Source organism: Paenarthrobacter sp. AT5 (genome assembly GCF_032764245.1).
GTDB classification, from domain to species: domain Bacteria; phylum Actinomycetota; class Actinomycetes; order Actinomycetales; family Micrococcaceae; genus Arthrobacter; species Arthrobacter ureafaciens.
Map to the genome: position 1 here is coordinate 298,360 of NZ_CP136441.1, position 15,100 is coordinate 313,459.

The following is a 15,100-nucleotide window of genomic DNA, read 5'->3' on the forward strand; positions in this document are numbered from 1 at the left end:
GAGCGCCTTGTGGTTGGTGGCTACGGTGGGCGGTTCGGTTACCGCGAACTATCGGGTACGCGCGCAGAAGTCGCAGGCAAGTAAGTCCTAAGCAGGTGTCAGGTCCTTCTTGTCCCGGCCAAAGGCCACATCGCTGACGGGCTGGCCATCGAACGGCATCTCGTTCAGGTTGATGAGCGGGTTGCTGTCCTGGGTTTCCACGAGTTCACGGGCTTCGGCCTCGGTATCCACGCTGGGCATGGAGCCCGGAAGCGGACGCTTCGCGGATTCACGCAGGAAGAAGATCGCGATCCCGCCAACAATGGACGTTGCCATCAGGTAGTACGCCGGCATCATGTCGTCACCGGTACCTTCGATCAGGCCCTGCACGATGAACGGGGTGGTGCCGCCGAAGATCGCTACCGAGAAGTTGTAGGCAATGCCCATTCCGCCGTAACGGCTGGACGTGGGGAACAGGGCCGGCAGAGCCGAGGCCAGGTTGGATACGTAGAACGTCACGGGGAAGGCGATCAGGGCGAGGCCGAACAGCGTTGACCATACGTCTCCGATGCCAATGAGCATGAAGGCAGGAATGGAGAAGACGACCGTGCTGCCTGCGCCGATCCACAGCACGGGGCGGCGACCGATGCGGTCGGAAAGCTTGCCGGTCAGCGGAATGCAGAGGGCCATGATCACCAGGACCGGGATGGTCAGCAAGGTGCCGTGGACGGGGTCGTAGCCCTTGGAGTCCGTCAGGTATGTGGGCATGTACGAGGTCAGTGCGTAGCCAACGGTGTTGGCTGCTGCGGCAAGAATCATGGCCAGCAGGATCTGGCGCCAGTAGGCCTTGATGATGCCGATCGGGCCCTTGGCCACGTGCACGTCATGCGAAGCAGCGTCCTTTGCGAGGGCTTCCTGGGCGTCCAGGGTTGCCTGGAACTGCGGGGATTCCTCGATCTTCGTCCGGAAGTACACGGCGATGATGCCCAGGGGGCCGGCTACCAGGAACGGAATCCTCCAGCCCCATTCCTCCATGGCTGCCTGTCCCAGCGTGAGCTGCAGGACTGACACCAGGGCGGCACCGAGCGCGAAGCCGATGTAGCTGCCCATGTCCAGGAAGCTCGCGAAGAAGCCGCGGCGCTTGTCCGGTGCGTATTCGCTCACGAACGTGGTTGCCCCGGCGTATTCACCGCCGGTCGAGAAGCCCTGGACGAGCTTGAGGATCACCAGGAGCGCGGCTGCCCAGATACCGATCTGCGCATAGCCGGGCAGGAGTCCGACGGCGAACGTACTTGCCGCCATCAGCATCAGTGTTGCTGCGAGTACCTTCTGGCGGCCGATTTTGTCGCCGAGCCAACCGAAGACCACACCGCCGAGCGGGCGGGCGATGAAGGTGGCGGCGAACGTACCCAGAAGGAAGAGGGTCTGGACGGACGGGTCAGCTTCCGGGAGGAAAACGGGTCCCATGGTGGTGATCAGGTAGCCGAAGACACCTACGTCGTACCATTCCATAGTGTTGCCGACGATAGTGCCGCCGAGTGCTTTCTTCAGCATCGGCTGGTTCACGACGTTCACGTCGGATTCCTTCAACCGGCGCTTCGTCCGAAGCTTCGGCATTTTGGTGCTTTTACCAACTTTCGCAGCGGCCGGTTCGTGGCCTGCCGCTACCTTGTTTCCGGAGGCGTTCCTTGCGCCGTCCGGAGAGACGGTGTTGCTTTGGTCTATGGGCATTTGGGCTTCTCCTAGGGAGGTCATTTGCTTGCGACTTCTGCTGCCCCGCTCTGGGCAGGTGTTCAATTTTACGCGGTTTTGCCCACCAATCCGAGTTGGGATCGGGTTTTGGGGCCACTTCGGGGTACGTATTGCTAAGCAAACTTACTTCTCTTTGCCCGGTTTTGCCCCGTCATAACAGGGAAGTAGGTGCCGGCCGCATGCCGTTATCAAATTGTTTAGTGAAGTACATCAAACGGCAGCTTTTTCACCGCGAAAGCTAACCTATTGCACCCTTAGGGCCACCGTCCGAGGACCACCGTTGCCCCAAGATCCCCATCGAAAAGGACGCTCGCCCGGAGCCCCACGCCGACCATCAACGCGGCGGTCGCCGACGCCTGTACGTCCGAGGTCTCAATCAGCAGTGCTCCACCGGGCGACAACCACTCCGGAGAGTCCCTCACGACGCGACGCTGGACGTCCAAACCGTCACCTCCGCCGTCGAGCGCTACCATCGGTTCGTGAAGGCGGGCCTCAGACGGCATCATGGCGATCGAGCCTGTGGGAACATAAGGGGCGTTGACCATCAGGACGTCCACGCGGCCCCGAAGTTCCGGGGGCAGTGGCTCGAACAGGTCACCCTGGAATACCTGGCCGCCACGCGGGCCGATGTTCCGGGCGGCGCATGCGGCAGCCAGGGGGTCGATGTCCGCGCCGTACAGCTGGCAACTGCCCAGCAGGTCGCCCAAGGCAGCGCCAATAGCGCCCGAACCGCAGCAAAGATCGACGACGACAGCGCCCGGCTCGGCGACCAAGGCCGCCTGACGCACCAGGAACTCCGTGCGACGCCGCGGCACGAAAACGCCCGTCTCCACCACCATGCGGCGTCCGCAGAATTCGGCCCACCCCAGGATGTGTTCAAGGGGTATCCCGCTGATGCGCTGCTGCACCATCGACGCGAAGTCTTCATCGCTCCGGGCGGCTTCCATGAGCAGCCCGGCTTCCTCTTCAGCGAAGACGCAGCCGGCGGCACGAAGCGCTTGGACGACGGCGGGATCCGGAGACATTGGGGTCATGCTAACAAAATCACGGTGCCCGGAGGGGTTCACAAACACCGGGCAAGGTAGCTAAGGTGTGACGCATGGGAACACTGATTTTTGAGTAAACCGGCCTGTGCCTTTGTGCGCCGCCGAGTTTCACCCGACAAAAATCCACGCCTGTTGAGGCCCTGCCTCCATGCCGTTCCCGTTGTCGCCTCTTTTACATCATGATCGCACCGTGACGCCGTGGTTCGTGCGCCTCTCCAGGATTGTAAAACCTTTGAGGAGTTCACTAATGACTGCCAACACCCCCGACAACAACCAAGCCGCCTCGGGCGGCATTAAGTCCAAACTGACCGACGCCCAGAGGGCCATGCTCGCCAGCAAATCCGGCGGCGGCACCCCCGATGGCTGGAAAAGCACCGGCAAGGGCCACAAGCCAACGCACGCCAGCGGAAAGCAGGCCAAGACCATGAAAAAGGTCCGCTGGTAGGCCTAAAATTGAAGTCCCTTCGTTTCATAGGAGAAAGGAAGAACCATGACCGCCAATCAAGAATCCGGCAGCATCAACCCCGAGGTAGCAAGCCATTTGGTGGAGTCCATGGACATGGCCCCCATGCCTGAGCCGACCGCCATCGTGGCAACCCTCGGCACCGGACAAACGAGGCAGTGGCCGGACGGAAACGGCAAGAAACGTCATCCCAAGGACCGCAACCAGGCCCACGGCCGGATGGGACAAGGCGCAGCTGTGACAGCGATCCACCGGACCAGCCGACCGCAGATGCCGCACTCCTCCTAATCACCACTTTCCAGCCCAACTGACTGGCATTTGTGGTTGCTCTGAGCGCTCAGAACAACCCCTATTGCCAGTCAGTTGGGCTGGTTCACGTCCTCAGGAGACTTGTCCGGCCGCCAACCCCGCCACACCGGGTGCCGCAAACGGCCCGGGCCGGTCCACTCCCCGAAAGTCACCTCAGCCACAAGCTCCGGATCCACCCACCGTGCGCCCGCGGCATCCTCGCGCGGAATATCGAGGAAGGGCGATTCCTCCGCGGCACGGGCCTCGAGCTTGCCCACGATCTCCTTCAGCTGCCAGTCCTTGAAGCCGGTGCCCACGCGTCCCACGTAATGCAGCTTCCCGTCACGGGGGACCCCCAGGAGGAGCGAGCCGAACGTTCCGCTCCGGGCTCCGGCGCCCGGACGCCAGCCTCCAACCACTACCTCCTGGCTCTGTTCGAGCTTCAGCTTGATCCACGCCCGGCTGCGCCGCCCGGGGGAGTAGCGGCTCCCGGCCTTCTTGGCCATCACGCCTTCCAGCTTGAGATCGGACGCCACATGCAGGAGGTCGTCCACATCATGGTCCAGTACCTCGGACAAATGAAGCGGGCGACCGCCAGTCAGGCGTTCGGCAAAGGCTGCGAGCCGCTCCCTCCGGCCGCGGAAGGGCAGCCCGGTGAGGTCCGCGCCGTCGTCGTACAAAAGGTCGAAAAGCATCAGTTGCACGGGAACCGAAGCCCGGGCCCGCTCAATGTCCCCGGCTTTGACGAGGTTCATGCGCTGCTGGAGCAAGCCGAAGTCGGGCCGCGAACCCTTCCCGAGGGCAACTATTTCGCCGTCCGCCACGAAGTCGCCGTCGGGCCAACAGGACCGGTCCGTCAGCTCAGGGTAGGTGGCCGTGAGGTCGTTGCCGTTGCGGCTCATCAGCCGGATTTTGCCTTCGGTTCCGGTGATGATGGCGCGGATGCCATCCCATTTGAGTTCGTAGAGCCAGTCACCTCCGTGCAGATCATCGGTGGTGCCCGACGTCGCCAGCATCGGCGCATAGTCCTGCATCGGTCCGGGTTTGGGTGGTTCTGGTGCCGCTTTGGGCGCCCTGCGGCCTCCGGGCTGTTCCTTCATGAGGTGGATGAGCCAACGGTCGCCGGTGTTGATGAGGGCGAGCCGCTTTGTTCCGCCCAAGCCACCGCCTGGTTCCCCCGTGAGGGTGGCGATCACTTCCTTGCCTTCGCGCCATTTTTCGCACGTGTATTCGCCGCGGTCCCAGATGGTCATGGTCCCTGCGCCGTACTCGCCTTTGGGGATGACACCCGCAAAATCGGCGTACTCCATGGGGTGGTCTTCGGTATGCACGGCAAGGTTGTTCCGGTCCGGCGTTTCCGGGACGCCGCGCGGCAGCGCCCATGAGGCCAGTACTCCGTCCCGCTCCAGGCGCAGGTCCAAGTGGTATCGCCGGGCATGGTGTTCCTGGATGACGAAGATACCGCCGGGCGGGGCAGGGTCTCCGGGCTTGGGCTGTTCGGACGACCTCCGGGACGCGTCGCCTACGGAAGGACCGGACGACGACGGGAAAGGTTCCGGGGTCTTGCCCGGATCACGCATTCCTACGTACTTGGACAGGCGGCCCTCCACCGTCAGCTTCTCCCGACCACCCGGGTTCGCATCCGATGACGCGGAACCCGGCCTTCCGACGTCGTCGTTTTCACCGTGCGGCGGGAGGTGCCGGCCGGAAATCGGCGCGAAGAAGTCCTCGCCAGTGCTGACCCGTTCCATCACTTCGGTGTAGTCGAGGTGGTCCAGGTCCGGGTCTTCAAGCTCCGCCCAGGTCCTCGGAGCGGCGACGGTGGGATGCGCCTTGCCGCGCAGGGAGTACGGGACAATCGTGGTCTTGTTGCCGCTGTTCTGGCTCCAGTCAACCAGGACTTTTCCCTTGCGGAGGGACTTCTTCATGTCACTCACAACCAACGCCGGGTGGTCCGATTCCAATGCCCGGGCAAGTTCGTGAGCGAAGGCGGAGACCTGCTCCGACTTCAGCGTTCCCTCCAAGCCCGTGTAGAGGTGGATGCCCTTGCTGCCACTGGTGACCGGCACCGGCTCCATGCCCATGTCCTGAAGGATGGACCGGGCCAGCCGGGCAACTTCAACGCATTCGGGCAGGCCTGCGCCCGGCCCGGGATCGAGGTCGAGGACAAAGCGGTCAGGGCGCAACGGATTGCCTGCAGGGTCCACCTGCCACTGCGGTACGTGGATTTCCAATGACGCGATCTGCGCCATCCACGTCAGCGTGGCGAGGTTGTTGACCATGGGGTAGACATTGGCGTGGTCCGAATGGTGAATGGTGACCCGCGGAATCCACCTGGGCGCCGAGTCTTCCAGGTTCTTTTGGAAGAAGACCTCGCCCGGGTTTTCTGCCGTTCCAACGCCGTTCACCCAGCGCTTGCGCGTCACGGGCCGGTTGGCTGCCGCGGGGATCAGGTACGGGGCAACCGCGGCGTAGTAGGCCAGCACTTCGGCCTTGGTGGTGCCGGTCTCCGGGTAGATGATTTTGCCCAGGTTCGTGAGGGTCAGCTCATGACCCTCAACGACGACACGCTCCTTCTGCTTTCCTGCCACCTCTTCTCCTCCGTTGCCTTGTGCTGTTGACTGGGTTCATGAGGGCCATCTGGAAGGGATCTATCGCGTTCGGTCTGGTCAACGTACCAGTCAAGCTCTACAGTGCCACGGAGGACCATGACATAAGCCTTCACCAAGTGCACAACAAGGACGGCGGACGGATTCGTTACCAGCGCAAATGCGAAATTTGCGGTGAAGTTGTGGCTTATGAGGACATTGATAAAGCCTACGAAGAAGAAGGGCGAACGGTAGTCCTTACGGCAGGGGAACTGAAATCCCTGCCTGAAGAGAATAGCCGGGAAATCGAGGTAGTGGAGTTTATCCCTGCCGAACAGTTGGACCCGATCATGTATGAGCGAAGCTATTTCCTCGAACCGGATTCCAAGTCCCCCAAGGCCTACATGCTCCTGCGGCAAACGCTGGAAGATACGGACAGGATCGCCATTGTCCAGTACGCCCTCCGCCAGAAGACGCGGTTGGGAGCACTGCGTGTGCGTGGCGACGTCCTGTTGCTGCAGGCGCTGCTGTGGGGAGATGAGGTCAGGGAAGCCAAGTTCCCCTCCCTTGAAACCGATATCAAGATTTCGGACAAGGAATTGGAGATGTCTTCCGCGCTTGTTGAATCCATGGCGCACGATTTCGACCCCGACGAATACACCGACGACTACCAGGTCCAGCTCCGAACGTTGATTGAGGCCAAGCTTGAAAAGGGTGAGGCGTTGGATACGGAGGCCACCTTCGGTGCCACGGAAGGCGAAGCCGAGGGCGGCGACGTCATCGACCTGATGGAAGCGCTGAAGCGGAGCCTGGACAAAAAGCGCGGCAAGGAAAAAGCGTCCGACGACGAGGCTGCCGCAAGCAAAACCAGCAAATCGACCACAACTGCCAGTAAGCCAAAGGCGCGTGCCAAGAAAAAGGCGTGATCCGACGTCGTTATCCCCGGCCTCTCCCAACCAGGTCGCAGTAGATGCCGTTTTGAACGCCCAAAAAGGCATCTACTGCTACTTACATGGGTTGGGGTCAGTGATTCCGGAGCATTGAAATGAGTTCGGACTTCTTCTTGTCCGAATACCCTTTCAATCCGAGTTCCTTGGCGCGGGACTTGAGTTTGTCCACGGTCCAATCGTCGTAGTCGCCGGACTTCCCGCCCTTGCGTCCCACTTCCTTCCGTCCCTTGGCGGCAGCGGCATTGGAAATCCGCGCGGCCTTTTCCTTGGAAGCCCCGTCATCGCGGAGTTCTTCGTAAAGCTCCGGATCCTTCAGGCTTGGATTCTTCTTTTCCGGCATGATGCTGATCCTTTCTTTGGGCGCGACTGCGTTTGTCAGGCGACTGCGTTTGTCAGGCGACTGCGTTTGTCAGGCACCCGTTTCGTAGTGCGGTTCGGCAACGGGTTTGGATTCGGGAGAGCCACGTTCGCGGAGGTAGGCGGAAGCTCCCACCAGTACGGCCACGGCCAGGAATTCGCTTTGCCAGTTCTGGAATGACTCGAACCAGAACTGGCTGGAGCCGAGGTACTCCCAGACGGATACAGTGGCTTGGCCATGGCTGAGTTGTTCTTCGTTATAGGCGGACGTGCCGCCGATGGCATGCAGCGTGAAGGAAGCCAGGAACAGGATGCCAAGAAGCGCCGACAGGGAGTGCTCATAGATCTTCAGTACCCAGCCACCCCGGCGCACAGGCCACGGGGTTTTGGCTGACTTTCCAGCGTCCCTGGGATCTTCATCCTGGGGAGCAGCCTTGTCCACGGGCTTTGATTCCGAGGAACCCCGTTGGAACAGGAAGACCGTGAGGACCACGTACATGGCCATCTGCAGGAACTCGGACTCCCAGTTTTCAAAGACGGCCTCAACGAAGTCGCCGGTGGTGATGTATTCAAGGATGCCTACCGGGGATCCTCCGTGGGTTTGCTGCTCTTCGCTGTAAGTCTTCGCCCCGGAGATGATCATGCCGCCCAGGAATGCGACGAACAGGCCCGCGTTGGCAAGCAGCAGGCCGTGGTCCTTCAGCCAATTCCGATTGGGACGGAGGTCGGTTGACGGTTCGGAGTGCTTGGTCGGTTTGAGCATGACTCACTCCTGAGGGGAGTTCCCGTTGTTGTTGTGCACGGCGCGTCGAAGAATCCAGAAAGGCATTCCCACAACGATGACCAGGACAATCAAAATAATGGTCCCGCCGGTGACCAGGCCTGCGGTGCGCCCTATTGTCACATCGAAAACCAGCGCGGCCGAGCCCACGATCAGCAGGGCCACGCCGCCCAGGGCAAGTTTGGTCACCAGATCCGCATTGGACACGAGGGCGGCCTTCAGGCCCCTGCGGAAGAGACGCCGATGCACACTGACGGGCATCACTATGAGGATGGTGGTCAGTGCAGCAACGAGGACGTTGCAGAGATAGAGAGTGACCTGCCACTCGTCGAGTTCCTCGAAGCGCTCCTGGAACGGCAGCGTCAGGAGGAAGCCGCCCAGGATCTGCACGCCTGTCTGCAGGACGCGCAGTTCCTGGATCAGTTCCATCCAGTTGCGGTCCATCCGCTCCTCTGTGGATTCATTCCTCCCGGTGCGGGCGACCGGATCGGACTCTGCCATTCAGGCACCTCCAGCGGGTATAGTGCGCCGGAGGACTGCCCCTGCAGTCAGCTGCGCTGCTGCTGGAACAGCCCTCGCGGTAGACGGATGTTCAAGGCTTTCCGGCATCCTGCGCCGGCGTGGATTGATGGTGGCGTACGCCTAAACGGTGTGGCCCCTGCGTCCGGACATGAAGCTGAGAAGCCACCCGATGGCTGCGACTACCAGGAGGACGATGCCCACCCAGAGGAGCCAGTTGAGGGCTGAGGAGAAACCGCCCACCAGAAGAAAAACAATTGCCACAACACCAGCAATGATCAGAAGCGTGTTCATGGTCAGCACATTCCTTTCTGCGTGAACCCGGAATGAAATTTACCGGGTTCCTGACTATGCATTTCCTGTTACTTCGATTGAGTTATGCCGGTACCTGAAAACCCCTCCAGCTCCCAAGGTGCCAGTGCCGCCGTCGAAAACCGATCCTCGCTGGTGCGAAGTTCGCCAGTTGTGAACAGCGACACTCTCCATTGTACTACTAAGCATCCTTATGAAAGTCTTATGGAAGTCGTCACCTGATGATTGACCGATTTTCCGCAGAGCGGTTGGCGGTGTCGGTTTGTCGTTCAATGGCCGTCAAAGAGAGGAACACATGAAAGCGTCACAGCAGCTCGCAGACAACCTTCAGGTCGTCCTGACAGACCTCATCGAACTCCAGCTCCAGGGCAAGCAGGCCCACTGGAATATCGTGGGGCCCAACTTCAGGGACCTGCACCTCCAGCTGGACGAGTTGGTCCTCGCCACCCGCCAGTTCGCCGACGACACCGCCGAGCGCATGCGTGCCCTGCACGCCCTGCCGGACGGCCGTAGCTCCACAATCGCCAAGGGCACCCGCCTGGAGGAATTCCCCGGCGGCCTGGTCAACACCAAGGACGCCGTCAAACTGGTTACCGAACGCGTGGAACGGGCAGTCCAGACCATGCGCGACGTACACGACGAAGTGGATGAGGAAGACCCCACGACGGCGGACCTCCTCCACGAGTTCATCGCCCGCCTTGAGCAGCTGGTCTGGATGATCAACGCCGAAATCATGGGCGCCAACGCCAGCGTGACGGACCCGGACGAAGCATAAACGACAAAGCATCAACGCGGCCCAACCGGACAGGCGGAGCAACCATGGTCAGGCTACGGCGGAGTGATCTTTCCAAGCCGGGCATCGTGCGGCGCCGCTCCGGTAAAGGGTTCAGCTACCGGCATCCCGACGGGACATTGCTGGACAAAGAGGATCGCCAGCGCATCAATGCGCTGGCGATCCCTCCTGCATGGACCGACGTCTGGATCAGCCCGTACGAAAACGCCCATATCCAGGCCACCGGGGTGGACGCGGCCGGGCGGAGCCAGTACATCTACCACCCCCGGTGGCGGGAGCGTAAGGACAACGAGAAGTTCCAACGCGCAGCCGAACTGGGCTCTGCTTTCCCGTCCATCCGCCGCGCCGTGACGTTGCACTTGAAAGACACTTCCGATCCCAGGCAGCAAACCCTGGCGGCCGCTGTCCGGCTCATGGACCTTGGAGCATTGAGGATCGGATCTGAAAGCTACATGAAGCAGAACGGGTCCTACGGACTGACAACCCTGCGGTGCCGCCACGCGCGCGTCAAGGAAAACGCCGTCGGCCTGAAGTTTCCCGGCAAGAGCGGCCAATGGTGGGACACCTCCATCAATGATCCGGCGTTGGCCGCTTTCCTTGAGCCACTCTCACGCAGGCCGGGCAAGGAGCGGCTGTTGGCTTACAAGGCCAACGGCTCGTGGGTTCCCTTGGATGGCTCCATGGTCAACGAGTACCTCCGCAGCATCGCGGGGGAGGCCTACAGTTCCAAGGACTTCCGCACGTGGAAGGGGACCGCAGCAGCGGCGCTATGCCTCTTGAAAACGGAAGGCACCATGACCCGTCCGCAGGCATTGGTGAGGGCCATGAAGGAGGCGGCCGAGTTGCTGGGCAACACGCCCACCGTGGCTCGTACGTCGTACGTGGACCCGCGGATCGTGGAGGCATATCTGTCCGGCGAACTCATGGACGTGAAGCCCACCGAGCCCTCCATTGCCGAGTTCCTCATCGCAAAGCAAACCTGACTGACTGCCGCTGTAGACAAGAAAGAAGCCTGGCAGCACCCTTCCGGGTACGGCCAGGCTTCCTGGTCAGGAGGTGTGCTTAGGCGTCGTGGTCCGTTTCGAGGATCTTCACGAGGTTCTCCAAGGCAGCATCTGCACCCTCGCCCTCTGCGCGAAGAACCACCACGTCACCGTGCTCGGCACCAAGGCTCATGAGCGAAAGGATGCTGGCAGCGTCCATGGCTTCGTCGGCAGGCTCTCCCTGGCGGGCGATGGTCACCTCAAGGTCGAGCTCGCCGGCAGCCTCGGCGAAGATGGCCGCAGGGCGGGCGTGGAGGCCCACACGGCTGGCAATGGTGGCGGTACGTTCGGTCATTTCTTACTCCTTGGTGGTTTGGGGACGTTTAGACGGTTGCGGGAACTGCTTCGGCCTCGGCCGCGGCTGGCTTGCGAACGGCCCAGCGCTTGAGGGCCACCACGATGAGGGCCGAAACCACGGTGCCTGCCAGAATCGAGATGACGAACATCGGCAGGTTTCCGATGGCGAAGAAGACGAAGATTCCGCCGTGCGGAGCCTGGGACGTCACTCCGGTTGCCATGCACAGGGCGCCGGTCAGTGCGCCGCCCACCATGCTGGCGGGGATGACGCGGAGCGGGTCGGCGGCCGCGAAGGGGATGGCGCCTTCGGAGATGAACGAGGCACCCAGCAGCCACGCCGCCTTGCCGTTCTCACGCTCGGCGAGGCTGAAACGCTTCTTGTCGATCAGGGTGGCGAGTGCCATTGCCAGCGGCGGAACCATGCCGGCAGCCATCACGGTTGCCATGATCTGCCACGGAGCCTGGTTGGCAACTGCGCCCGCACCCAGTCCGGCAACTGCGAAGGAGTAGGCCACCTTGTTGACGGGGCCGCCAAGATCGAAGCACATCATGAGGCCGAGGATGATGCCAAGGACCACTGCCGACGCGCCGGTCATGCCGGAAAGCCATGCGTTCAAGCCGTCCGTCAGGTTCTTGATGGGGCCGCCCAGCACAAGGAACATCAGGCCGGAAGCGACGATCGATCCGAGCAACGGAATGATGACCACAGGCATGAGCCCACGGAGCCAGCGGGGCACCTGCCACGTGCCGATCCAGTGCGCCACGACGCCCGCCAGGAGGCCGCCCACCAAGCCGCCGAGGAACCCTGCGCCCATGAATCCGGCCACGGCACCGGCCGTGAAGCCGGGTGCGATGCCGGGACGGTCGGCGATGCCGTAGGCAATGTAACCGGCCAGCGCCGGCACCAGGAAGCCAATGGAAAGGGCACCGATCTTGAATGCCACTGCGCCGAGGTAGATGGCCAGGCCGCCTTCGGGCAGGTTGCCGAGGTTGTTCTCCAGCACCACCTTGTCCGCCACGGCCGTGATGTCGTAGCCGCCCAGCAGGAACCCAAGGGCGATCAAAAGGCCGCCGCCTGCGACGAACGGGATCATGTAGGAGACACCGGTCAAGAGGGCACGCTTGAGCTTCTGCCCGATGTGCTCACCCTTTTCTTCGGCTTCGCGCTCGGCCTGCTCCTCCGCACCGAAGTGGGGGACGCGGCGTGCGTGCGGATCGTCGGCGGCCGCGAGGGCTTCCTGCACCATCTTGGCGGGCTCGTCGATGCCACGCTTGACTGGCGCGTTGATGACCGGCTTGCCGGCGAAGCGCTCCTTGCCGCGAACGTCGACGTCGACGGCGAAGATCACCGCGTCTGCCGCGGCAATCACCGCCGGGTCCAGCGGTTTGGCGCCGGAGGAACCCTGGGTCTCCACCTGCAGGTCTACGCCGGCCTCCTGTGCGGCGGCAACCAGCGAGTCGGCTGCCATGTACGTGTGCGCAATTCCGGTGGGGCAGGCGGTGACGGCCACGAGGCGCTTGGGTCCGGTAGCCGCCGTCGTGCTTTCAGCGGCGGCAGGTGCGGCCGCTGCAGCAGGTGCCGGAGCAGCGTGCGCGGCCGGCTTGTCAGCAAGGGCGCCGTCAACGAGCTCAACGATCTCCTGCTCAGAGGAGGCAGCACGCAGTGCGGCCGTGAAGTCCTTCTTGATGAGGGAACGGGCGAGCTTGGAGAGAAGCTTCAGGTGCTCCTGGTCCGCGCCGTCCGGGGCTGCGATGAAGAAGATCAAGTCCGCAGGGCCGTCCTTGGCGCCGAAGTCCACTTTGTGGGCCAGGCGTGCCATGGCCAGGGCGGGCTCGGTGACAGCGGCCGAACGGCAATGCGGGATGGCAATCCCGCCGGGTACGCCGGTGGCAGTCTTCTGCTCGCGGGCAAAGGCGTCGGCAAAGAGGCCCTCCACTTCGGAAGCCCGGCCGGAGGCGGCAACCTTGCCGGCCAGGACGCGGATGACGTCGGCGGGGGAGTCGCCCAGGTTCTGGTCGAGGGTGACCAATTGGGGTGTGATCAGCTGGGTCACTGTTAGTCCTTCTGGAGGGCCGTGATGGTTACGGCGTCTGGGGTTGTCTGGTGGACTGCCGGGACAGTGGAGCCCGGCAGCGATGCGGCAGCGGCACCATGTGCCACGGCTTGACGAAGGCAGTCCTGCGGGGAACGGCCTTGGGTTGCAGCCAGCAGGTAGCCGGCAAGGGACGAATCGCCGGCACCTACTGTGCTGACTGCTTGGATGGGCGGGTGCGTGGCCAGCCACGCACCCTCTGCGGTCACAAGGACGGCGCCCTTGGACCCAAGCGTTGCGAGGACAGCGCCCACACCGCTTTCGACGACGGCGGCGGCTGCTTGTGCCGCCTTGGCCGGGTCCGCTTCGAGTTCCTCAGCCGTGGAGACACTTGCGAAGCCTGCTGCGGCTGCGAGTTCCGCAAGTTCCTCGGCGTTGGGCTTGAGGAGGTCCGGCTTTCCTGCAGCGTCGGCTTTCACGGCAGCCGCCAGCGGCGCTCCTGAGGAGTCGATGGCGATGCCGGGAGCTTCCGTGCCATCGGCGCGGGAGCGAAGCCGCCGTGCAATTGTGGCGTAGTAATCGGCCGGCACTCCTGGTGGGAGCGAACCGGCGAGGACCACCCAGCTGGCGCCACGGGAGCGGTCCAGCAGCAACCCGATCAGGGCCTCCTGCTGTTCGTCGCTCAACTCCGGGCCGGGCTCGTTGATCTTTGTGGTGACGCCGTCCGGCTCGGTGAGCGTGACGTTGCTGCGCAGCGCCTGGCCGATGGGCAAGGCCGCAAACGGAACTTTTGCGTCGTGAAGTCCGGCAAGGACGGGATCCGCATCGGCGCCGGGAAGAACGGCCACCGTTTCAAGTCCCGATGCCACCAGGGCGCGGGAAACGTTCACGCCTTTGCCGCCGGATTCCTGGTGGACGTGGAGGGCGCGCTGTACCTCGCCCCGGGCAAGTGCCGCGGGAAGTTCCACGGTGCGGTCCAGGCTCGGATTCGCCGTAAAGGTGACGATCATGCGACCACCACGTCAACGCCGGCTTCTGCCAGGGCAGCTGCAAGATCGGCAGGGGGTTCGTTGTCAGTTATCAACGTGTCCACATCCTTCAGGGTGGCGAACTGGACCAGGGTCTCCGTGTCCAGCTTGGAAGAGTCGGCGAGGGCTACCACGCGGCGGGCCGAGGTCACGAAGGCGGCCTTGACGGCGGCCTCCTCCGGGTCGGGGGTGCTGAGACCGAACCCGGCGTGGAGGCCGTTGGTGCCGATGAAGGCAATGTCAGGGCGGAGGCGGAGGGCGGCCTCCACGGTGGACTGCCCGACGGCGGCCTGCGTCAGGCCGCGGACCCGACCGCCAAGAACCTGCAGGGAGATTCCGGCGACGGTGGAGAGTTTGCCGGCGATGGGCATGGCGTTCGTAATGACTACAAGCTCGTCCGAACCGTTCGCCGCGGGCTGCTGGGCCAGCAGGTCCGCCAGGGTTTCCGTGGTGGACCCTGCATCCAAAAGGACGCTGCCCGAGGAAAAGTCCGGGATCATGGCCAACGCCGCAGCGGCAATGCGCAGCTTTTCCGCCTTGCGCTTGATGGCGCGTTCCTGAATGCTTTCTTCGCGCGTGCTCAACTTGTCGGACGGGACTGCCCCGCCGTGGACGCGCCTGAGGTTGCCTGAAACTTCCAGTGCCGCCAGGTCGCGCCGGACGGTTTCGGTGGTGATGCTGAATCGGTCCGCCAGCTCAGTGACGCTCACCCGTCCACGCTCTGTAACGAGTGCGGAGATCAGTTGCTGGCGCTCTTCGGCGAACACTTACCCTCCATTGCGTAAAGCTTCGAGTCGGTTGATTCGTTGGTTCCACTGCCGTGATGACTGTCACAACTAATGTGGAATTGCTTGACTCTATCTTTGTTTAT

At 62.7% G+C, this 15,100-nt stretch carries 16 protein-coding genes; 5 read left to right on the plus strand and 11 right to left on the minus strand.

What is annotated here, in order from left to right:
* Nucleotides 1–87 precede the first annotated feature (87 nt).
* Nucleotides 88–1,710 carry an MFS transporter gene (locus tag RI444_RS01460; RefSeq protein ID WP_021471250.1) on the minus strand — a complete coding sequence of 541 codons (1,623 nt, stop codon included), beginning with the start codon at nt 1,708–1,710 and terminating at the stop codon, nt 88–90.
* A 275-nt stretch (nt 1,711–1,985) separates the two neighbouring features.
* Nucleotides 1,986–2,756 carry a putative protein N(5)-glutamine methyltransferase gene (locus tag RI444_RS01465; RefSeq protein ID WP_021471249.1) on the minus strand — a complete coding sequence of 257 codons (771 nt, stop codon included), beginning with the start codon at nt 2,754–2,756 and terminating at the stop codon, nt 1,986–1,988.
* A gap of 268 nt (nt 2,757–3,024) precedes the next feature.
* Between RI444_RS01465 and RI444_RS01470 the strand changes: the two genes are divergently transcribed.
* Nucleotides 3,025–3,222, plus strand: coding sequence for a hypothetical protein (locus tag RI444_RS01470; protein ID WP_062094694.1), 198 nt, complete (start codon nt 3,025–3,027; stop codon nt 3,220–3,222).
* 45 nt (nt 3,223–3,267) lie between these two features.
* The gene (locus RI444_RS01475; RefSeq protein WP_207605230.1) at nt 3,268–3,528 is read left to right on the plus strand and encodes a hypothetical protein; all 261 of its coding nucleotides are present in this window, start codon (nt 3,268–3,270) and stop codon (nt 3,526–3,528) included.
* A gap of 71 nt (nt 3,529–3,599) precedes the next feature.
* Here RI444_RS01475 and RI444_RS01480 read toward each other — a convergent pair whose 3' ends face one another.
* On the minus strand, nt 3,600–6,119 hold the full coding sequence (locus RI444_RS01480) for an ATP-dependent DNA ligase (protein ID WP_207605229.1): 2,520 nt from the start codon (nt 6,117–6,119) through the stop codon (nt 3,600–3,602).
* 38 nt (nt 6,120–6,157) lie between these two features.
* On the opposite strand from RI444_RS01480, the gene RI444_RS01485 reads away from it, so the two are divergent.
* Nucleotides 6,158–7,042 (plus strand): Ku protein, encoded by an 885-nt coding sequence (locus tag RI444_RS01485; protein ID WP_062094697.1) that lies wholly within the window; start codon nt 6,158–6,160, stop codon nt 7,040–7,042.
* A 97-nt stretch (nt 7,043–7,139) separates the two neighbouring features.
* Here the strand turns inward: RI444_RS01485 and RI444_RS01490 are convergent, their stop codons facing one another.
* The 4 genes from RI444_RS01490 to RI444_RS01505 all read right to left on the minus strand — a co-directional run bounded on the left by RI444_RS01490 (nt 7,140) and on the right by RI444_RS01505 (nt 9,017).
* The gene (locus RI444_RS01490; protein WP_021471244.1) at nt 7,140–7,406 is read right to left on the minus strand and encodes a Rho termination factor N-terminal domain-containing protein; all 267 of its coding nucleotides are present in this window, start codon (nt 7,404–7,406) and stop codon (nt 7,140–7,142) included.
* Nucleotides 7,407–7,475: 69 nt separating this feature from the next.
* Nucleotides 7,476–8,186: a DUF6766 family protein gene (locus RI444_RS01495; RefSeq protein WP_316963860.1), complete on the minus strand. Its 711-nt coding sequence runs from the start codon at nt 8,184–8,186 to the stop codon at nt 7,476–7,478.
* Nucleotides 8,187–8,189: 3 nt separating this feature from the next.
* Entirely contained in the window at nt 8,190–8,705 is a 516-nt protein-coding gene (locus RI444_RS01500) for a DUF6328 family protein (protein ID WP_021471242.1), read from the minus strand.
* A 141-nt stretch (nt 8,706–8,846) separates the two neighbouring features.
* Nucleotides 8,847–9,017 (minus strand): hypothetical protein, encoded by a 171-nt coding sequence (locus tag RI444_RS01505; protein ID WP_164888678.1) that lies wholly within the window; start codon nt 9,015–9,017, stop codon nt 8,847–8,849.
* 313 nt (nt 9,018–9,330) lie between these two features.
* Here RI444_RS01505 and RI444_RS01510 point away from each other — a divergent pair, with 313 nt between their 5' ends.
* Nucleotides 9,331–9,810 carry a Dps family protein gene (locus tag RI444_RS01510; protein WP_021471240.1) on the plus strand — a complete coding sequence of 160 codons (480 nt, stop codon included), beginning with the start codon at nt 9,331–9,333 and terminating at the stop codon, nt 9,808–9,810.
* A 44-nt stretch (nt 9,811–9,854) separates the two neighbouring features.
* On the plus strand, nt 9,855–10,811 hold the full coding sequence (locus RI444_RS01515; RefSeq protein WP_021471239.1) for a DNA topoisomerase IB: 957 nt from the start codon (nt 9,855–9,857) through the stop codon (nt 10,809–10,811).
* Nucleotides 10,812–10,890: 79 nt separating this feature from the next.
* On the opposite strand, the gene RI444_RS01520 is transcribed toward RI444_RS01515, so the two are convergent.
* From RI444_RS01520 to RI444_RS01535, 4 genes are read right to left on the minus strand one after another with little or no spacing between them, the layout of a single operon-like run.
* A complete protein-coding gene (locus RI444_RS01520) occupies nt 10,891–11,166 on the minus strand; it encodes an HPr family phosphocarrier protein (RefSeq protein ID WP_021471238.1) in 276 nt (91 codons plus the stop codon).
* 28 nt (nt 11,167–11,194) lie between these two features.
* Nucleotides 11,195–13,222 carry a fructose-specific PTS transporter subunit EIIC gene (locus tag RI444_RS01525; RefSeq protein WP_021471237.1) on the minus strand — a complete coding sequence of 676 codons (2,028 nt, stop codon included), beginning with the start codon at nt 13,220–13,222 and terminating at the stop codon, nt 11,195–11,197.
* 2 nt (nt 13,223–13,224) lie between these two features.
* Nucleotides 13,225–14,211, minus strand: a complete 987-nt coding sequence (locus tag RI444_RS01530) for a 1-phosphofructokinase family hexose kinase (protein ID WP_069696044.1) — start codon at nt 14,209–14,211, stop codon at nt 13,225–13,227.
* Nucleotides 14,208–14,996, minus strand: a complete 789-nt coding sequence (locus tag RI444_RS01535) for a DeoR/GlpR family DNA-binding transcription regulator (RefSeq protein ID WP_069696045.1) — start codon at nt 14,994–14,996, stop codon at nt 14,208–14,210. Before RI444_RS01535 ends, RI444_RS01530 begins: the two co-directional genes overlap by 4 nt.
* Nucleotides 14,997–15,100 lie beyond the last annotated feature (104 nt).